This is a genomic window from Agrobacterium sp. BT-220-3, assembly GCF_025910175.1.
GTDB classification, from domain to species: domain Bacteria; phylum Pseudomonadota; class Alphaproteobacteria; order Rhizobiales; family Rhizobiaceae; genus Agrobacterium; species Agrobacterium oryzihabitans.
In genome coordinates this window covers 378960-397626 of sequence record NZ_JAPAIX010000002.1, presented here as the reverse complement: position 1 = coordinate 397626, position 18667 = coordinate 378960, and the positions used below count along the sequence as shown (strand labels likewise).

Genomic DNA, 18667 nt, shown 5'->3' with positions numbered 1-18667 from the left:
CTCAGCTTCTCATGGCGCGCAGACGGCGTACAACGATTGGAATGGCGATGGTGATGATCAGCAGCAGGCCGACGAAGATCGACATGACGATACCCGGCACGTTCAGAAGCCCCAGCCCGAAGGTGACGAGGCCCATGACGAAGGCGGCGATGACGACGCCCGCAATGGTGCCGGAGCCGCCGAGAATGGAAACGCCACCGAGAACCACCATGGTCACCACTTCAAGCTCCCAGCCTTGAGCGATCGAGGGGCGGGTGGAGCCGAGCCGCGAGGTGAGGCAGACGGCAGCGATGCCGCTCATCAGGCCGGTCAGAAGGAAAAGGATGAACTTCACCCGTTCGACGGGAATACCGGAAAACCGGGCAGCAAACGGGTTGTTGCCGATCACATAGACCTGCCGGCCAAAATTGGTGGCGTGCAGCAGAATGGCGAAGAGAACGGCCATGGCGATGAACAGCACAAATTCGAAGGAGATGACCGAGAAAACGTAACCCTGACCGAAATAGGCGAAATCCGCCGGATATTTGCCATAGGCCTGATCACCCAGCACCATGTAGGAAACGCCGCGAAACAGGCTCATCGTGCCGATGGTGACGACGATGGATGGCAGCTTCAGGCCAGCGACGAGAAAGCCGTTGAAAGCCCCGCAGAGAAGGCCGGTGCCGATGCCGATGGCGACGAGGCCCGGCGTGCCGACTCCCATCTGCACTGCCGCACCCATTGCGGTGGAGGCAAGTGCGATGATGGCGGCGACCGAGAGGTCTATCTCTCCGGCGATGATCAGGAGCGCCATGGCAAAGGCGATGATCGCCTTTTCGGTGAAGTTGAAGGTCGCGTCGGACAGGTTCCAGGCATTGAGGAAATAGGGCGAGGCGAGCGAATTGGCGATGAAGATGAGGATCGCGACGCCAAGCAGCAGCACTTCCCAGCTGGCCAAGAGACGGCGCAGTGGCGTGCCGAGCTTGTCTGGAATGATGCGCGGCTTCTGAGCCGGTTGAGAATTCGTGCTCATGCTGCGGCCTCCTTGGCCTGGTCGCTTGCCGCCCGGTCGCGCAGGATGATGCGGCCTTTTCGAGCTTCGGCGCGGGCATTGAAGACGACGGCGAGCACGATCACTACGCCGGAAATCGCCATCTGCGCGAAAGGTGAGATGCCGATGACGGGCAGGGCGTTTTTGATCACACCGAGAAACAGCGCGCCGAGCACAGCACCTGCCACCGAGCCGATGCCGCCGGCAATGGAAATGCCGCCGATGACATTTGCCGCCACGCTGTCCAGTTCGAAACCGGCGGCGATATCCACATAGGCGACGGCATAACGTGAAACCCAGAGGTAGCTCGCAAGTCCAGCAAGCGCGCCGGACAAAACGAAAGCCAGAAAGCGTGTGCGGCCGACATCGATACCGGCATAGACCGCGGCACCCGGATTGCCGCCCGAGGCATAGGCCGAGCGGCCGAAGGAGGTGCGGCTGAGCACGAGCCAGGCGCCGGCGATGATGAGGATGGCGACCCAGGAAAGAACCGGCATGCCGAGGATCATCGTGCGCGGCACGTTGAGGAAAGTGGGCGAAAGCTGGTGCGCATTCACCCAGCCGCCGCCCGAAAGCACGAAGGCCATGCCGCGATAGATGGTGAGCGTGCCGAGCGTGACGACGATCGGCGGAATGCCGAGCCACCAGACAAGAATGCCGTTGATCGACCCTAAAAACGCGCCGATGCCGACCGCCATGGCGATGAGAAACGGCAGTGGGATGCCCGGAAAGGCGGCATTGGTCATCGCCACCGCCATGCCGGTGAAGGCGAGGTTGGCGGCAACCGAAAGATCGATGGATTTGGTGAGAATGACCGCCATCTGGCCAAGCGCCAGAATGATGAGGATGGAGGTATCGTTGAAGATATTGACCAGATTGGCGGGCCTGCCGAAACCGGGCGCGCGCAGCGCAAAGCCAGCGATCATGATAACGATGATGCCCGCCAGCAGCCATTCGCGATTCTTGAGAAAACGTTGCATGGTTTTGCCCCTCTCAGGCGTTGCCGGTGGCGGCGCGCACCAGCTTTTCCGGAGAAAAATCGGCGCGTTCGAACAGGCCCGCCATCAGGCCTTCGCGCATGACGATGGCGCGGTCGGACATGCCGAGAATTTCGGGAAGTTCGGATGAAATCATGATGATGGAGAGACCTTCGGCTGCTAGCTCGCTGATGAAGCCGTGCACGGCGGCCTTGGAGCCGATATCGATGCCCTTGGTGGGCTCATCGAGAATGATGACCTTCGGCTGGGTGGCGAGCCATTTGCCAATCACCACCTTCTGCTGGTTGCCGCCCGAAAGCGTGCCGACGGGCACGGACAAAGCGGCGGCGCGCAGGTCGAGACGCGAGGCGTATTTGCGCGCCAGCGCAAATTCATTGGCGGCGGCGAGAAAACCCTTGTGCGAGGTGCGCGCGAGAGAGGGCAGCGACATGTTCTGGTAAATCGGCATTTCCAGCGCCAGCCCATGGCGTCCGCGCTCCTCGGGCACATAAACGATGCCGGCGCGGATCGCGTCCTCCGGTGAGCGGATGACGATCGGTTCGCCATTGAGCGTAATCTGTCCGGAGGCCGGGCGGGTAATACCGAAAAGCGACTGGCAGAGTTCCGATCGCCCGGCGCCGATCAGCCCGTAGAGGCCGAGAATCTCGCCCTTTCGCAGATCGAGCGAAATATCGCGAAACTCGGTCTGGTGAGAATAATTGCGGATCGACAGAACCGTCGGGCCAAGCATGACCGCCTGCTTCGGAAAGGCATTCGTCACGTCGCGGCCAACCATCAGACGTACGATCTCGTCCTGCGGTGTTACGGCAAGATTGCCCGCGCCGACCATCTTGCCGTCCCGGAAGACGGCGTAGTTTTCGGCGATCTCATAGACCTCATCGAACTTGTGGCTGATGAAGAGGATCGCCTTGCCCTGCCGCTTCAGATTTTCGACGATGCGGAACAGATCATCGATTTCCTTGCGGGAAAGGGCGGCTGTCGGTTCGTCCATGATGACGATGCGCGCCTCGACGGAAAGTGCTCTCGCTATTGCCACGAGGTGGCGCTGCGCGATGGAAAGGTCCTTCAGCCGAATGGACGGATCAATGGTGCTTTCGAGCTGTTCCAGCAGCACCTTGGCGCGCGCATTGATGGTCTTCCAGTCAATGAGGCCGAAACGGCCTTTTGGCGCATGGCCGAGGAAGATGTTTTCACCCACCGAAAGCTCGTCGAACAGTACGGTTTCCTGATGAATGGCGGTGACGCCGGCATCGATGGCATCCTGCGCGCCGTGAAAATGGACGGGCTGGCCATCTAGAAGGATTTCGCCTTCGTTCGGGCGGTAGATGCCGGTGAGGATTTTGACGAGCGTGGATTTTCCCGCACCGTTCTCGCCGATCAGCGCGGTGACCTTGCCGGGATAAAGCGCGATATCGACACCGTCCAGCGCTTTGACGCCCGGGAATATCTGGCTGATGCCGCGCATTTCCAGAATGGGCGCGCCGCTGGAAGTCGCTGGGATGTCTATGGTTTGGGTTTCAGCACGCATCATTCCGTCTTACCGGTCAGTTTTGATTGAAGCGGCGAGGGGCACCCCCCTCTGCCCTGCCGGGCATCTCCCCCTCAAGGGGGGAGATCGGCAAGCGGATAGCACCCCGCTTTATGGAACGAGCGAGTGCGGCATATCGATCTCCCCCCTTGAGGGGGAGATGCCCGGCAGGGCAGAGGGGGGTACCCTCCACTCGCGTCAGCTGCTACTCAGATCAAAAAATCTTCGAGAACTGATCGATATTCTTCGCATCATAAACGAATGGATCGGCCATCGCCGCTTCGCTGTTTTCGCCAACCTTGATCTTGCCCATGCGACCGGCTTCGATTTCCGAGCCCGGCTTGCCGTCGGTTTCGCCCTTCACGAGGCGATAGGCAATCTGGGTGGCGGAGTAACCGAGGTCGATCGGGTTCCAGATGGCGAATTCCTTGGTTGCACCCGACTTGATGGCGCCGGCCATTTCAGACGGAAGGCCAAGGCCGGTGACATAGACCTGACCGATCTTGCCCGCATCCTTCACGGCCTGCGAGGCAGCGAGAACGCCGACCGTCGTCGGTGCGACGATGACCTTCACATTCGGCTGCGAGGAGAGCAGGCCCTGCGCTTCGCGGTAGCTCTTGTCGGCCAGGTCGTCACCATAAACGGTGGTGACGAGGTTGAGGCCGGGGAAATCCTTCAGCTGCTTCTTCATCTCGTCGATCCAGATATTCTGGTTCGTGGAGGTGGTGGTAGCCGAAAGAATGGCGAAATCGCCCTTGCCGCCTTCCAGATGCGATGCTGCAAGCTGCAGGCACATCTTGCCGATCAGCGCGTTGGAAGAGGGGTTGAGCTGGAGAATGCGGCCTTCCGGCGCAACACCGGAATCCCAGGAGATGACCTTGATGCCGCGCTGTGCCGCCTTTTTCAGCGCCGGAACAACGGCGTCCGGGTCATTGGCGGAAATGGCGATGGCGTCGACGCCCTGCGCGATCAGCGAATTGATCACCTCGATCTGGCCTTCCGCTGTGGTGCTGGTCGGGCCCGTATAGATGATCTCGACGCCGCCGAGGTCCTTTGCGGCCTCCTGTGCGCCCTTGTTGGCGGCTTCGAAAAAGCCGTTGCCGAGCGATTTTACCACCAGTGCGATCTTCACATCGGCTGCCTGGGCAACGCCGCCCAGTCCTGCGACGGAGAGCGCCGCGCTGAGCGCCAGAACGCTCGTCAATGTTCTGCGTGTAAGTTTCATGTCCCTTTTCCTCCCATTTTGAACTTTGTTCCTCTCTTCGGCGCTTCCTCAAGCGACCGAAGAGGAATCCTCATCCGGCGGGCTGGCTGTCTTGCCATCCCCCGCTGCGCCGGCGATCAGTAATTCGACGCCGGCATCCTCCACCATGCGTGCCGCCTCATCCGAAATCCCGTCATCGGTAATGATGGTCGAGACGTTTTCGAGCGGACATAAAATCAGGCTGGAGCGTTTTCTGAATTTCGAGGAATCGACCATGACGATCAGCTCTTCCGCCTGCCGCATCAGCTTCTGCTCGCTCTGGATAACCAGCGCGTCGGATTCCATGATGCCGAGCGCGCCCACGCCTTGCGCACCAAGAAAAATCCGCCGCGCATAAAAATTGCGGATCGCATCATTCTCGAAAGGCGACAGGATAAGGCTCTGATCCCGATAGATCGCGCCGCCCGGAACGCTGACATTGCATTTGGAATGCTTGACCAGATGCTCGGCGATGGCGAAAGAATTGGTCATCACCTGCAACCGTCGCGCCGCCATGTAATGCACCATCTGGAATGTGGTCGTGCCGCCATTCAAAATGATCGCATCGCCATCATTGCAGAGATCGACCGCCTTGCGCGCAATTGCGCGTTTCTTGTCGATATTGACCGATTCGGACACGCGGAACGGCCTTGCGGCCAGATTGCCGAGCTGCGGCGGATGCACCGCTTCGGCCCCGCCGCGCACGCGGCGCAATTTGCCCTGAACATGCAGGGACGCGATATCCCTGCGGATCGTCGCTTCCGACGCATCCGTCAGTTCGGCAATATCCTGCACCGTCACGACAGCTTTTTCCTGCGTGGCGCTCAAGATGATGCGATGGCGTTCGCGTTCGTGCATGGGGTCCTCCTGATTGTGATTATTCGCAATCTCTTTACGTTGTCAATCAAGAACGATCAAATTATTCAATATCGCGCTGCAACATGAAAAATTATGATCGTTTTTGATTGACATTGTGCTTTTGGATGCGCGATACCTGCCGTCAAAGGAGGCGGGCCGATATCGGCTCCGCGAATGCAGACATATCTGGCCAGATTGATAGGGAGGAAGACATGACGGGAAAATCCCGCCTTCTCGAAAGCCGTTGGGACGACGCCTATGCCAAAACGCTCGATGAGCCGGGCAAGCTGCTTTACCGCTCCAATCTGCTGGGTGCAGACAAGCGCATCACCAATTACGGCGGCGGAAACACCTCCGCGAAAGTGCTCGAAACCGATCCACTGACCGGCGAAAAGGTTCGCGTCATGTGGGTGAAAGGTTCCGGCGGCGATGTCGGCACCATCAAGCTCGATGGTTTTGCGACGCTCTATCTCGACAAGCTGGAAGCGCTGAAGGGCATTTACAAGGGTGTCGCGGATGAAGACCGCATGGTCGGCTTTCTGCCGCATTGCACTTTCAACCTTAATCCGCGCGCCGCCTCCATCGATACGCCTCTGCACGGTTTCGTGCCTTATGAGCATGTCGATCACATGCATCCTGATGCGATCATCGCCATCGCCGCCTCTAAAAATTCGAAAGAGCTGACGCAGCAGATTTTCGGCGATGACATCGGCTGGCTTCCCTGGCGTCGTCCGGGTTTCCAGCTCGGTCTTGATCTCGAGGCTTTCGTAAAGGCCAACCCCAAAGCCAAGGGCGTTGTGTTGGAAAGCCACGGTCTGTTCACCTGGGATAATGACGCCAAGGCGTGTTACGAATTGACGCTTGCCATCATCAACAAGGCGATCGAATGGTTTGCGGCGCAGACCGAAGGTAAGACGATTTTCGGCGGTGCTGTGGCCAAAAGCCTGCCGGTTGCCGAACGCCGCGCCATTGCCGCCCGACTGATGCCGGAAATCCGTGGCCGCATCGGCCGTGAGGAACGCAAGCTCGGCCATTTCGACGATCAGGATGCGGTTCTCGAATTCGTCAACTCGAAAGACCTGAAGCCGCTCGGTCACCTCGGCACATCCTGCCCGGATCACTTCCTGCGCACCAAAATCCGTCCGCTGATCCTCGATCTCGATACGGTGAACCCGAATGTGGACGCTCTGACGGCGGGTCTCGACAAGGCGCTTGAAGCTTACCGCGCCGATTATACCCGCTACTACGAGGCCTGCCGCCACGACAATTCGCCGAAGATGCGCGATCCGAATCCGGTGATTTTTCTGATTCCTGGCGTTGGCATGTTGTCCTTTGCCAAGGACAAGGCGACCGCCCGCATCGCCGGTGAATTTTACGTCAACGCCATCAACGTCATGCGTGGTGCTTCCACCGTGTCCGAATATCAGGGCCTTCCCGAACAGGAGGCCTTCGATATCGAATATTGGCTGCTGGAAGAAGCAAAGCTTCAGCGCATGCCGAAGCCGAAAAGCCTTGCCGGCCGCGTGGCTTTCGTTACCGGTGGCGCCGGCGGCATCGGCCGGGCGACGGCGGAAAGGCTGGCGGCCGAGGGCGCCTGCGTAGTGCTCGCCGATATTGACGAGACCGCACTGGAAGCCGCCAGGGGCGATTTCGTCAAGCGTTACAGCGCGGATGCGGTGCGCAGCGTGAAGCTGGATGTGACGCAGGAAAACGCGGTTATCTCAGCCTTTGCGGAAGCGAGCGTGGAATTCGGCGGCGTGGATATTCTCGTCTCCAATGCCGGTATTGCCTCCTCCGCACCGGTGGAAGACACCACGCTTGCCATGTGGAACAAGAATATCGACATTCTCGCCACGGGTTATTTCCTCGTGTCGCGCGAAGCGTTCCGGCTGCTGCGGCGTCAGAATCTCGGCGGCAACGTGGTGTTCGTCGCCTCTAAAAACGGTCTTGCCTCTTCGCCCAATGCGTCGGCCTATTGCACGGCCAAGGCTGCGGAAATCCATCTTGCCCGTTGCCTTGCTCTTGAAGGCGCGGAGGCGGGCATTCGCGTCAATACCGTCAATCCCGATGCCGTGTTGCGCGGTTCGAAGATCTGGAACGGCGAATGGCGCGAGCAGCGCGCGGCCTCTTCCAAGATCGAGGTGACCGATCTGGAGGAACATTATCGCAAGCGCTCGATGCTGAAGCTCAACGTGTTCCCGGAAGACATCGCCGAAGCGATCTACTTTCTGGCGTCCGACGCTTCCGCCAAATCGACCGGCAACATCATCAACGTCGATGCCGGCAACGCGCAGAGCTTTACACGATAAGATGTTCGGCACGTTCTAACTTCCGTCATTCCGGCCTTGAGCCGGAATCCAGCCAGCCCAAGTCCTTGGGCTGAAACGACTATCTCCGCCGCACAGAAGTGCGCCGGCTGGATTCCGGCTCAAGGCCGGAATGACGGAAGTGAGCGGGATGAACTAACATGCACTGGACCGATTCCGGGGAGGAAGAGATGGCCGAGACGAAAATCGCCGTTGATGTGATTGCGGCAGAAAACGATAAGTGCGCCGCCGCGCTGAAGGATGATTATGACGCGCTGGGCAACCAGCTTGCGCGCCGCAATATCGATATCGATGCCATCACCGCCAAAGTTGCGGAATTCTTCGTCGCAGTCCCATCCTGGGGCGTAGGCACCGGCGGCACCCGCTTTGCCCGTTTTCCGGGTGCGGGCGAACCGCGCGGCATTTTTGACAAGCTCGACGATTGCGCCGTCATCAACCAGCTGACGCGGGCGACGCCGAATGTTTCCCTGCATATTCCGTGGGACAAGCAGGACCCGAAGCGGTTGAAGGCCCATGCCGATGCACTCGGCCTCGGCTTCGACGCCATGAATTCCAACACTTTCTCGGATGCGCCGGGCCAGAGCCATTCCTACAAATATGGCTCGCTCAGCCACACGGATGCCGCAACGCGCCAGCAGGCTGTCGAACACAACATCGAATGTATCGAGATCGGTAAAGCCATCGGTTCCAAGGCGCTGACGGTGTGGGTGGGCGATGGTTCCAACTTCCCGGGCCAGAGCAACTTCACCAGAAGTTTCGAGCGTTATCTCGCCGCCATGGCCGATATCTACAAGGCGCTGCCGGATGACTGGCGCATTTTTTCCGAACACAAGATGTTCGAGCCGGCCTTCTATTCCACCGTCGTGCAGGATTGGGGCACCAACTACCTCATCGCCAATACGCTCGGCGAAAAGGCCTTCTGCCTCGTCGATCTCGGCCACCATGCGCCGAACACCAATATCGAGATGATCGTCGCCCGACTCATCCAGTTCGGCAAGCTCGGTGGTTTCCACTTCAACGATAGCAAATATGGCGATGACGATCTGGATGCCGGCTCAATCGAGCCTTACCGCCTGTTCCTCGTCTTCAACGAGCTGGTGGATGCCGAATATCGCGGCGTGAAGGGGTTCCATCCCGCCCATATGATCGACCAGTCGCACAATGTGACAGACCCGATCGAAAGCCTGATCTCCAGCGCCAACGAAATCCGCCGCGCCTATGCGCAGGCGCTTCTGGTCGATCGTGCGGCTCTGGACGGTTACCAGCAGGACAATGATGCGCTGATGGCATCCGATATGCTGAAACGGGCCTATCGCACGGATGTCGAGCCGGTTCTCGCCAGGGCGCGGCAACTGGCGGGCGGTGCGATTGATCCGATTGCGACCTACCGGGCGAGCGGTTATCGCCGCCACGTTGCGGCGGAACGCCCGGCTTCGGTGGGCGGTAGCGGCGGTATCGTATAGTCATTCGCTTTGCTGGATGTGCAATGCCTGTGGTCAGGCCGAGTATACTGCTGAGAGCTGATAGCATCGCCTCAACCTTTCCACCGTCATCCTCGGGCCTGACCCGAGGATCCACAACCCCACGCCATGGATCCTCGGGTCAAGCCCGAGGATGACGCCGAGTTTTTGGCGAGGCGTTGTTCCATCAGCACGGCTCACTCACTCTGAAGGCGCTTGTCGACGAACCTGAAACGTATGCTCCGGCCCCGGAAACGCGCCGGAGCGCACCTCATCGGCGTAACTTGCCGCTGCCTCAGAAACGGTCGCCCCCAGATCGGCGAACCGCTTGACGAATTTCGGTTTGAAATCGGTGAAGAGGCCGAGCATGTCGTCGGAAACCAGCACCTGCCCGTCACAGGCGGGCGATGCGCCGATGCCGACCGTAGGCGCGGCGAGTTTTTCGGTCAGTTCGCGGGCAAGCGGCTCGACGGTGCCTTCCACGACGATGGCGAAGGCGCCTGCCCGATCGACTGCAATCGCATCGCGCCAGATTTTTTGCGTTTCCGCATCCGAATGCCCGAGAGAGCGGAAGCCACCGGCGGTGTGGACCAGTTGCGGCATCAGCCCGACATGGCCGAAGACCGGAATACCGCGCGCCACGAGAAAGGCGATGGTTTCGGCCATTTCCTCGCCGCCTTCCAGCTTCACGCCATCACAGCCGGTCTCCTGCATCAGTCGCACGGCGTTGCGAAACGCCTGCTCCTTCGATTCCTGATAGGTTCCGAAGGGAAGATCGACGATGACGCAGGCGTGGTCGACGCCGCGCATGACCGCGCGGCCATGGGCGATCATCATATCCAGGGTGACGCCGACCGTCGTGTCCATGCCGTAAAGCACCATGCCGAGGGAATCGCCGACCAGCAGCAGGTCGCAATGCGGATCGAGCAGGCGGGCAATCGGCGTCGTATAAGCGGTCAGGCAGACAATGCGCGCGCCGCCTTTCATCTGCCGGATGGAGGCCGTCGTCAGCCGCTTTTGTTTCCCGTGCGTGCTCATGATGCAGCCTCCTGTTTGCCGGTTTTATCACGTCCGATGACGCGGTTGTCGAGAAGGCGGGTGTTGCCTACCCGCACGAACAGCGCCACCAGCACAGGCCCCGCCTGCAGCGAAGCGACGGGAGCCAGCGTATCCGGATCGCGCACCGCCACGACTTCGGGCGATGCCAGCGTCTCGGCGGCGATGAATTTTTCTATTGCCGCTTCGAAAGTGGTCGGGTCGTCGCAGCCGTCATGATACAGCCGCTCCGCCTCATCGAGTGCGTGCGGCACGATCACGGCGGCGGCGCGTTCCTCAGGGCTCAGATAGACATTGCGGGAGGAGCAGGCGAGCCCATCCGCCTCACGCACGGTAGCGACCGGGACGACGCGGACCGGCTGGGCGAGATCTTCGACCATGCGGCGGATCAGCGTCACCTGCTGGTAGTCCTTTTCGCCGAAATAGGCGGCGTCCGGCTGCACGAGATTAAAAAGTTTGGTCACGACGGTCGTCACGCCGGCGAAATGCCCCGGCCGTACCGCACCTTCCAGCTGGCTCCCCAGTTCCGGCACATCCACCACCGTCTGCATCGGGCGCGGATACATCTCGGTAACCTCGGGTGCGAAAAGAATATCGACGCCTGCCTCTTCCAGCAATGCGCTGTCGCGAGCGAGATCGCGGGGGTAACGGGCGAGGTCTTCATTCGCACCGAATTGCAGCGGATTGACGAAGATCGAGACCACCGTGATGTCGTTTTCCGCCTTCGCTTTGGCAACGAGTGTCAGATGACCAATATGGAGAAAACCCATGGTCGGCACGAAGCCGACGGTCTTGCCATCGCGGCGAAACGTGGCGGTCAGACCGCGCAATTCAGCGACGGTTTTTACAAGGCGCATGGGCTTTCCTCCGGCTCCCCGATCGCCCTCCGGCGAAAGGTGCTGGATAGAACTCGATTTGCCGAACGGGGTCAACGCGGCTGCGGGCATTATATCGATTAAGACCCTGAGCGGTGGTTCAGGACCCGTCAGCCCAGATCGGCGGGCGTTTCCCGGCGAAGGCGTCTCTGCCTTCGCGTGCCTCGTCGCTGCTGCTGATCTTCGCGATGACGCTTTCGGCTAAGGCGAGCCGCTCGCTGGCCGGCATGTCGCGCATTGCCAGCAGCGCTGCCTTTCCGGCTGCGATTGCGCCCGGCGCGTTCTGCCGCAAGCGGGAAAGGACCTCCTCGATCACGCCATCGAGTTCGGCGGATGGCACCGTGCGGTTGATAAGGCCAATGCGTTCGGCTTCTGCGGCAGTGATCGATTGCCCGAAATAAGCCATTTCGTGCAGACGGCTCAGCGGTATTTTGGCCAGAAGTGTCGCCGCCACCATGGCCGGGAAAAGCCCGACCCGCACTTCCGGCAGGCCGAATTGCGTTTGATCGGCGGCATAAGCGAGATCACAGGCGGCGACAAGGCCGAGTCCGCCCGCCAGCACGCGCCCGTTGATGCGGGCAATGACGATCTTGCCGCAGGTCTCGATGGCGCGTATCACATCGGCGATGGGGTTTGTTCCGTCTCGCGAACGGAACATGCCGCCGGCGCTTTCCTTCAGGTCTGCACCAGAACAGAAGCTGCGATCGCCCGCGGCCGTTATGACCACGGCACGAAGGCTGCCATCGCTGGAGGCCGTCCGGATCGCATGCGTCAAGGCGTCCGTCATCGCAGCGTTCATGGCGTTGTGGACGTCCGGTCGGTTGAGCGTGAGCCACAGAACGTCTTTTCGCTTTTCGCTCAACAGCTCATCCGCCATGCGCATCATCCTCCTTTTTTGCGGCAAGCAGCGCTTTGCCGGCGCGGGCTGCATTTGCCCTGCCGAGATGGCGGCTGATCCAGTCCCCGGTTCTCGCCACCGCCATCAGGTCGATGCCGGTTTTAATACCAAGTCCGTGCAGCAGATATACAACGTCTTCGGTAGCGACATTGCCGCTGGCGCCCGGCGCAAAGGGGCAACCGCCCAGCCCGGCGACGGAGCTGTCGAAAACGGAGATGCCTTCCTCAAGCGAGGCCAGCACATTGGCGACGCCCTGGCCATAGGTGTCGTGGAAATGCATGGCGAGTTTTTCGCGCGGGATTCGCGTCGAAATATGTTCGATGAGCTTGCGGATCTGGCCGGCCGTGCCGACGCCGATCGTATCGCCGAGCGAAATTTCGTAACAGCCGAGAGCGACTAGCGCCTCGGCCATCGCCGCCACATCATCGGGCGCAACCGCGCCGTCATAGGGGCAACCGGCGATGCAGGAGACGTAACCGCGCATATGGATATCGCGGTCGGTGGCAGCCTCCGCGACATCGCGCAGTCGCTCGATGCTTTCCGCGCGCGAGCAGGCAATATTGTGCTGGCTGAAACCTTCGGAGGCGGACACGAAAACGGCGATCTCCGTCACGCCGGTCTCGATGGCCGCCTCGAAACCTTTCATATTGGGAACGAGGGCCGGATAGGTGGTGCCGCGCCGGCGTTTGAGGCCCTGAAAAACATCCCTCGAACCGGCCATCTGCGGAACTTTTTTGGGTGAAACGAAAGCTCCCGCCTCCACCGCCGTCAGTCCCGCCGCCGCCAGCCGCTCGATCAACTCGATTCTGATGGCGGTGGAAACCTCGGCCCCTTCGTTTTGCAGGCCATCGCGTGCACCCACCTCGACGATCTTGACGGTTTGGGGCCAAGCCATGTCACGCGCCCTCCGGCTCGAAATCCACCAGCACCGCACCGGCCTCGACCATATCGCCTTCGGTGCAATTGATGGCGGTGACCGTGCCTTTTGCCGGTGCGCGGATCGTGTGCTCCATTTTCATCGCCTCCATCACCACAAGCGCCTCACCGGCGGAGACGGCCGCGCCGTTCTCGCTCAGTATGGCGCGGATGACGCCGGGCATGGGCGCTTCCAGACCACCGGCATGGGTGGCGGCATCAGCGATGTCGACGGGGTCTGGCTGGCTGACACGATATTGCTCGCCATCCAGAAACAGTGCATGGCCGTTATCGCTGGCGAAGAAATGGCCCCGCTTTTGCCAGCCATCGATAGTCGCACTGAGTGTGCCGTCTTGTGAGATGCTGCCATGAGCGCGGATGGCCCGCGTGCCGATTGCCAGCGAAAAACCGTCTGGCTCATGCGTAGCGGTGACCTCGGTCGGCAGTTGATCGAGGACGAAACGCAGGGTTTCCCGCGCCGGCGCGTTGAGGCGGAAAGCGTTCGTCTTGTTCCACGGGCTATAGGGATCGGCCTGTGGCCCAGGCCCGTTTCGGCCTGAAAGGAGCAGGCCAAGCGTGGCGAGAGCGATTTCGTTGTCCCCCGTGGCTCCGGGGGCAAAAAGCGTGGCCTCGTTGCGGGAAATGAAGCCGGTATCGAGATCGGCATCTGCAAACGCATCCAGTCCCGCAAGCCGCGTCAGAAAGGCGGCATTGCTGGTGACGCCGCAGATCGCCAGTTTTTCGAGTGCAAGCCGCAGACGCCGCACGGCCGAGCGGCGATCATGATCCCAGACGATCAGCTTGGCGATCATCGGGTCGTAATGCACGGTAATGGCGTCACCCGCACGAATGCCGCTGTCTATCCTGAGGTGCGGTCCTTCATCGGGAAAGACGAGATGGTTGATCGTGCCGATTGACGGCAGAAAATCATGCGCCGGGTCTTCCGCGTAAATCCGCGCTTCGATGGCATGGCCGTTGATGCGAAGATTGCCCCAGTCTTCCGGCAGGGTTTCACCGTTCGCGACACGGATCTGCCATTCCACCAGATCGAGCCCGGTAATATATTCCGTGACCGGATGTTCGACCTGCAGCCTTGTGTTCATTTCCATGAAATAGAACTCGCCGGAAGGGTCGAGCAGGAATTCCACCGTTCCCGCGCCGCGATAATCAATGGCGCGGGCGGCGGCGACCGCCGCGTCATACATGCGTTGCCTGAGCGTATCGGGCAGGCCGGGGGCCGGGGCCTCCTCGATGACTTTCTGGTGCCGGCGCTGGATGGAGCAATCGCGTTCGAAAAGCGAAACACAATTGCCTTGGCCATCGGCAAAGACCTGCACTTCCACATGACGCGGCCGTTCCAGATATTTTTCGATCAGGATGCGGTCGTTGCCGAAGGCGGCAAGCGCTTCGCGTTTGGCACCGGCAAGTTCGGCTGCGAATTCGCGTTTCTTGCGAACGATGCGCATGCCCTTGCCGCCGCCGCCGGCTGAGGCCTTGATCAGCACCGGATAGCCTATGCCTTTGGCTTCGTCGGCAAGCCGCTCCTCGGCCTGGTCGTCACCATGATAGCCCGGAACGACGGGAACGCCCGCTTGCGCCATCAGCGCCTTCGCCTCGCTTTTTCCGCCCATGGCGCGGATGGCATCGGGCGCCGGGCCGATGAAAACGAGACCTGCGGAAGCGCAGGCTTCAGCGAAGCCGGCGTTTTCAGAGAGGAAGCCGTAACCCGGATGAATGGCTTCCGCGCCGCTCGCGTGCGCGGCGGCAACGATCTTTTCCGCATCGAGATAGGACGAGCGCGCCGGCGCAGGGCCGATGCCAATGGCCTCGTCGGCCAGCGCCACATGCATGGCGTCGCGGTCGGCATCCGAATAGACCGCGACGGTGCGGATGCCCATCCTGGCGGCGGTGCGGATGATCCGGCAGGCGATTTCGCCGCGATTGGCGATCAGTATTTTTGAGAACATGGTCACCTCACATCCTGAATATGCCGAAACGGGTGGTTTCAATCGGCGCGTTCAACGCGGCCGACAGTCCAAGACCAAGTACGAGGCGGGTGTCCTTCGGATCGATGATGCCATCGTCCCAAAGTCTCGCGCTGGCGTAATAGGGATGTCCCTCCCGCTCGTATTTTTCCCGGATCGGCTGTTTGAACGCCTCTTCCCCTTCCTTGGACCAGTGGCGGCCATCGGCCTCGATGCCGTCCCGCCGGATTTGCGCCAGAACGGATGCCGCCTGTTCGCCGCCCATCACGGAAATGCGGGCATTCGGCCACATCCACAGGAAGCGCGGCGAATAGGCGCGGCCGCACATGCCGTAATTGCCGGCGCCGAAGGAGCCGCCGATGATGACGGTGAATTTCGGCACTTTAGCCGATGCGACGGCGGTCACGAGCTTTGCGCCATCCTTGGCGATGCCGCCCGCCTCATAGGCCTTGCCGACCATGAAACCGGTGATGTTCTGCAGGAAAACCAGGGGAATGCCGCGCTGGCAGCAGAGTTCGATGAAATGCGCGCCCTTCAGCGCCGATTCCGAAAACAATATGCCGTTATTGGCGATGATGCCGACGGGATAACCGTGGATATGGGCAAAGCCGCAGACCAGCGTCGTGCCGTAAAGCGCCTTGAACTCATCGAATTCGGAACCATCCACCAGACGCGCGATGATCTCGCGCACCTCGAAAGGCTTGCGCGTATCGGCGGGCACGATGCCGTAAAGTTCTTCCGGCGGATAAAGCGGCTCCGTTGGCGGGCGGATATCCAGCTCCACCTGTTTGCGGCGGTTGAGGGTGGAAACGATCCGCCGGGTCAGCGACAGCGCGTGGCGGTCGTCATTGGCGTAGTGATCGGTAACGCCGGACTGTCGAGAATGTACATCCGCGCCGCCTAGTTCTTCCGCGCTCACCACTTCCCCGGTTGCAGCCTTCACCAGCGGCGGGCCACCGAGAAAGATCGTGCCCTGATTTTTGACGATGACGGACTGGTCGCTCATGGCAGGCACGTAGGCCCCGCCCGCCGTGCAGCTGCCCATCACCACGGCAATCTGGGCGATGCCTTCCGCCGACATATTGGCCTGATTGTAGAAGATGCGGCCGAAATGATCGCGGTCGGGAAACACCTCGTCCTGATTGGGCAGGTTCGCGCCGCCGGAATCCACCAGATAGATGCAGGGCAGGCGGTTCTCCGTGGCGATTTCCTGCGCGCGCAGATGTTTCTTCACCGTCAGCGGATAATAGGTGCCGCCTTTCACTGTCGCATCATTGGCGACGATGACGCATTCGCGGCCAGAGACCCGGCCGATGCCGGTGACGATGCCGGCGGCGGGAACGGGTTCGTCATAGACCTCGTAAGCCGCGAATTGCGAGAATTCGAGAAATGGGCTGCCGGGATCGAGAAGGGCTTCGATCCGGTCGCGCGCCAGCAATTTGCCGCGGGAAAGATGCCGTTCGCGGGCCTTGTCGCCGCCGCCTCTGGAGATTTTCTCGACGTGCTGCCGCAGGTCCTCCACCAGACCCGACATGAATTCCACATTGGCGGCAAAGGTTGGATCGCGGTTCAGACTGGATGTAAGCTTCATCGCGTGTCCTCACCCGTTGCCCTTGACCAGTTCGCGGCCGATCAGCATCCGGCGGATTTCGCTGGTGCCTGCGCCGATTTCATAAAGCTTGGCATCTCTCAGCAGTCGCCCGGCCGGGCTTTCATTGACGTAGCCGGAGCCACCGAGAAGCTGGATCGCATCCAGCGCCACCTGCGTAGCGCGCTCGGCGGCAAAGAGGATCGCGCCCGCCGCATCCTGCCTTGTGATGCGACCGTTGTCGCAGGCCCGCGCCACGGCATAGACATAGGCGCGCGACGCATTCATGGCCGAATAGATATCGGCAAGCTTTCCCTGCACCAGCTGGAATTCGCCAATCGGCTTGCCGAATTGCTTGCGCTCACGCGCATAGGGCAACACCAGATCGATAGCTGCCTGCATGATGCCAACAGGGCCGGCGGCCAGCACGGCGCGCTCGTAATCCAGCCCGCTCATCAGCACCGTCACGCCGTCGTTCAAGCGCCCGAGAATGTTCTCCTCCGGCACCTCGCAATCCTCAAACACCAGCTCCGAGGTTGGCGAGCCGCGCATGCCGAGCTTGTCGAGTTTCTGCGCGGGGCGAAAACCCTTGAAGCCTTTTTCGATCAGGAAGGCCGTGATGCCGCGTGGGCCGGCAGACATATCCGTCTTGGCATAGACAACCAGCGTATCCGCCTCGTGGCCGTTGGTGATCCACATCTTCGTGCCGTTCAACACATAAACGTCACCCTTGCGTTCCGCCTTCAGCTTCATCGAGACAACATCCGATCCGGCTTCCGTCTCGCTCATGGCGAGCGAACCGACATATTCGCCGGAAACGAGCTTCGGTAGATATCTGCGTTTTTGCTCTTCCGTTCCCCAGCGGTGAATCTGGTTGATGCACAGGTTGGAATGGGCGCCATAGGAAAGGCCGATGGAAGCCGATGCCCGGCTTATCTCCTCCATTGCCACGCAATGGGCGAGATAGCCCATGTCAGCACCGCCGTACTCTTCCGAAACGGTGATGCCGTGCAGGCCGAGTTCGCCCATCTGCGGCCAGAGCTTGCGCGGAAACCGGTCGTCGCGATCGATTTCGGCGGCGAGTGGCGCTATTTCATCGTCGGCGAATGCACTTGCGCTGTCGCGCAGCGCTGCAATTTCCGGGCCGAGATCGGCGTCGAAAATGGCGGCGAGGTTCAAACTCATCGCGTCTCCTCCTCCGGACGGCAGGCCGTCCCTTTTGTCAGCAGCCGGCACCTCCTCCGCGCCGACAACCCTTATTTACGGCGTGTCACCTCCGGTGAAGGCGGCGGAACGGCGCACGAATGTCTTGATGGCGAAATTGGACTGGATGCGCGACACGCCGGGAACCGTGGTCAGGAAATCCAGAAGCTGCTGATAATGCGGCAAATCCCGCACCATGGCATGAATGAGATAATCGGAACTGCCGCTCGTCTGGTAGCCGCCCACCACTTCCGGAATGGAGGCGACATGGTGCTCGAAGGTCGTCAGCGCTTCCTTGATCTGCCGTTCGAGCGTGACGGAAATGAAGACGCCCATATTACCGAGCAGCCGGTTCTCATCAAAGACAGCGGTATAACCGCGAATGATGCCTTCCTCTTCCAGCTTGCGCACGCGGCGCAGCGTCGGCGTGAAGGAGAGGCCGATCCGGGCCGCCAGATCGCGCCAGCTCACCCGCCCGTCATCGCCGAGCACATGAAGAATCTTCTGGTCGAAACTGTCGAGCTCAATCATGGATCATTTGCTCTATGATATGACTAATTGTTGGATCAAAGATATCGTCAATCAAAAAACTGTCAATCAAAATAGCTTTGAAATGAATTCAAGATAGTGATAGCGTTCACATCAGTCGCGGTCTGGAGGAGATTGCGGTGGGTCGTTTTCCTAAGGGGGGAAATGGCCAAGG

General features: G+C 60.5%; 15 protein-coding genes. 2 read left to right on the top strand and 13 right to left on the bottom strand.

The window, feature by feature from the left end; translation table 11 throughout:
- Position 1 precedes the first annotated feature (1 nt).
- From OK142_RS08350 to OK142_RS08330, 5 genes are all read right to left on the bottom strand, one after another.
- The gene (locus tag OK142_RS08350) at positions 2 to 1012 is read right to left on the bottom strand and encodes an ABC transporter permease (RefSeq protein WP_498682138.1); all 1011 of its coding nucleotides are present in this window, start codon (positions 1010 to 1012) and stop codon (positions 2 to 4) included.
- Positions 1009 to 2010 (bottom strand): ABC transporter permease, encoded by a 1002-nt coding sequence (locus tag OK142_RS08345; RefSeq protein ID WP_444759764.1) that lies wholly within the window; start codon positions 2008 to 2010, stop codon positions 1009 to 1011. Before OK142_RS08345 ends, OK142_RS08350 begins: the two co-directional genes overlap by 4 nt.
- 13 nt (positions 2011 to 2023) lie before the next feature.
- Positions 2024 to 3559, bottom strand: a complete 1536-nt coding sequence (locus OK142_RS08340; protein WP_498682136.1) for a sugar ABC transporter ATP-binding protein — start codon at positions 3557 to 3559, stop codon at positions 2024 to 2026.
- Positions 3560 to 3770: 211 nt separating this feature from the next.
- Positions 3771 to 4781, bottom strand: a complete 1011-nt coding sequence (gene rhaS, locus OK142_RS08335) for a rhamnose ABC transporter substrate-binding protein (protein ID WP_003500289.1) — start codon at positions 4779 to 4781, stop codon at positions 3771 to 3773.
- A 48-nt stretch (positions 4782 to 4829) separates the two neighbouring features.
- The gene (locus tag OK142_RS08330; RefSeq protein WP_082185617.1) at positions 4830 to 5657 is read right to left on the bottom strand and encodes a DeoR/GlpR family DNA-binding transcription regulator; all 828 of its coding nucleotides are present in this window, start codon (positions 5655 to 5657) and stop codon (positions 4830 to 4832) included.
- 212 nt (positions 5658 to 5869) lie between these two features.
- Between OK142_RS08330 and OK142_RS08325 the strand changes: the two genes are divergently transcribed.
- Positions 5870 to 7966, top strand: coding sequence for a bifunctional rhamnulose-1-phosphate aldolase/short-chain dehydrogenase (locus OK142_RS08325; protein WP_498682135.1), 2097 nt, complete (start codon positions 5870 to 5872; stop codon positions 7964 to 7966).
- Positions 7967 to 8154: 188 nt separating this feature from the next.
- Positions 8155 to 9447 carry an L-rhamnose catabolism isomerase gene (gene rhaI, locus OK142_RS08320; protein WP_035243507.1) on the top strand — a complete coding sequence of 431 codons (1293 nt, stop codon included), beginning with the start codon at positions 8155 to 8157 and terminating at the stop codon, positions 9445 to 9447.
- Between the two features lie 198 nt (positions 9448 to 9645).
- On the opposite strand, the gene panB is transcribed toward rhaI, so the two are convergent.
- The 8 genes from panB to OK142_RS08280 all read right to left on the bottom strand — a co-directional run bounded on the left by panB (position 9646) and on the right by OK142_RS08280 (position 18495).
- Positions 9646 to 10482 carry a 3-methyl-2-oxobutanoate hydroxymethyltransferase gene (gene panB / locus OK142_RS08315; protein ID WP_498682131.1) on the bottom strand — a complete coding sequence of 279 codons (837 nt, stop codon included), beginning with the start codon at positions 10480 to 10482 and terminating at the stop codon, positions 9646 to 9648.
- Complete coding sequence (gene panC, locus OK142_RS08310; protein WP_498682129.1) at positions 10479 to 11357, bottom strand: pantoate--beta-alanine ligase; 879 nt, start codon at positions 11355 to 11357, stop codon at positions 10479 to 10481. The genes panB and panC overlap by 4 nt, the downstream gene beginning before the upstream one ends.
- A gap of 118 nt (positions 11358 to 11475) precedes the next feature.
- Positions 11476 to 12252: an enoyl-CoA hydratase-related protein gene (locus OK142_RS08305; RefSeq protein ID WP_498682127.1), complete on the bottom strand. Its 777-nt coding sequence runs from the start codon at positions 12250 to 12252 to the stop codon at positions 11476 to 11478.
- The gene (locus tag OK142_RS08300; protein ID WP_498682125.1) at positions 12242 to 13168 is read right to left on the bottom strand and encodes a hydroxymethylglutaryl-CoA lyase; all 927 of its coding nucleotides are present in this window, start codon (positions 13166 to 13168) and stop codon (positions 12242 to 12244) included. Before OK142_RS08300 ends, OK142_RS08305 begins: the two co-directional genes overlap by 11 nt.
- Position 13169: 1 nt before the next feature.
- Entirely contained in the window at positions 13170 to 15155 is a 1986-nt protein-coding gene (locus OK142_RS08295) for an acetyl/propionyl/methylcrotonyl-CoA carboxylase subunit alpha (protein WP_498682124.1), read from the bottom strand.
- Positions 15156 to 15162: 7 nt separating this feature from the next.
- Entirely contained in the window at positions 15163 to 16764 is a 1602-nt protein-coding gene (locus OK142_RS08290; protein ID WP_498682123.1) for a carboxyl transferase domain-containing protein, read from the bottom strand.
- Positions 16765 to 16773: 9 nt separating this feature from the next.
- A complete protein-coding gene (locus OK142_RS08285; protein ID WP_313613720.1) occupies positions 16774 to 17946 on the bottom strand; it encodes an isovaleryl-CoA dehydrogenase in 1173 nt (390 codons plus the stop codon).
- A gap of 75 nt (positions 17947 to 18021) precedes the next feature.
- A complete protein-coding gene (locus tag OK142_RS08280) occupies positions 18022 to 18495 on the bottom strand; it encodes an Lrp/AsnC family transcriptional regulator (protein ID WP_004445535.1) in 474 nt (157 codons plus the stop codon).
- Positions 18496 to 18667: the final 172 nt, after the last annotated feature.

Excerpts from the sequence above, each read along its gene's own strand:
- OK142_RS08350 (WP_498682138.1), bottom strand. The coding sequence starts at position 1,012 with ATGAGCACGAATTCTCAACCGGCTCAGAAGCCGCGCATCATTCCAGAC.
- OK142_RS08345 (WP_444759764.1), bottom strand. The coding sequence starts at position 2,010 with ATGCAACGTTTTCTCAAGAATCGCGAATGGCTGCTGGCGGGCATCATC.
- OK142_RS08340 (WP_498682136.1), bottom strand. The coding sequence starts at position 3,559 with ATGATGCGTGCTGAAACCCAAACCATAGACATCCCAGCGACTTCCAGC.
- rhaS (WP_003500289.1), bottom strand. The coding sequence starts at position 4,781 with ATGAAACTTACACGCAGAACATTGACGAGCGTTCTGGCGCTCAGCGCG.
- OK142_RS08330 (WP_082185617.1), bottom strand. The coding sequence starts at position 5,657 with ATGCACGAACGCGAACGCCATCGCATCATCTTGAGCGCCACGCAGGAA.
- OK142_RS08325 (WP_498682135.1), top strand. The coding sequence starts at position 5,870 with ATGACGGGAAAATCCCGCCTTCTCGAAAGCCGTTGGGACGACGCCTAT.
- rhaI (WP_035243507.1), top strand. The coding sequence starts at position 8,155 with ATGGCCGAGACGAAAATCGCCGTTGATGTGATTGCGGCAGAAAACGAT.
- panB (WP_498682131.1), bottom strand. The coding sequence starts at position 10,482 with ATGAGCACGCACGGGAAACAAAAGCGGCTGACGACGGCCTCCATCCGG.
- panC (WP_498682129.1), bottom strand. The coding sequence starts at position 11,357 with ATGCGCCTTGTAAAAACCGTCGCTGAATTGCGCGGTCTGACCGCCACG.
- OK142_RS08305 (WP_498682127.1), bottom strand. The coding sequence starts at position 12,252 with ATGGCGGATGAGCTGTTGAGCGAAAAGCGAAAAGACGTTCTGTGGCTC.
- OK142_RS08300 (WP_498682125.1), bottom strand. The coding sequence starts at position 13,168 with ATGGCTTGGCCCCAAACCGTCAAGATCGTCGAGGTGGGTGCACGCGAT.
- OK142_RS08295 (WP_498682124.1), bottom strand. The coding sequence starts at position 15,155 with ATGTTCTCAAAAATACTGATCGCCAATCGCGGCGAAATCGCCTGCCGG.
- OK142_RS08290 (WP_498682123.1), bottom strand. The coding sequence starts at position 16,764 with ATGAAGCTTACATCCAGTCTGAACCGCGATCCAACCTTTGCCGCCAAT.
- OK142_RS08285 (WP_313613720.1), bottom strand. The coding sequence starts at position 17,946 with ATGAGTTTGAACCTCGCCGCCATTTTCGACGCCGATCTCGGCCCGGAA.
- OK142_RS08280 (WP_004445535.1), bottom strand. The coding sequence starts at position 18,495 with ATGATTGAGCTCGACAGTTTCGACCAGAAGATTCTTCATGTGCTCGGC.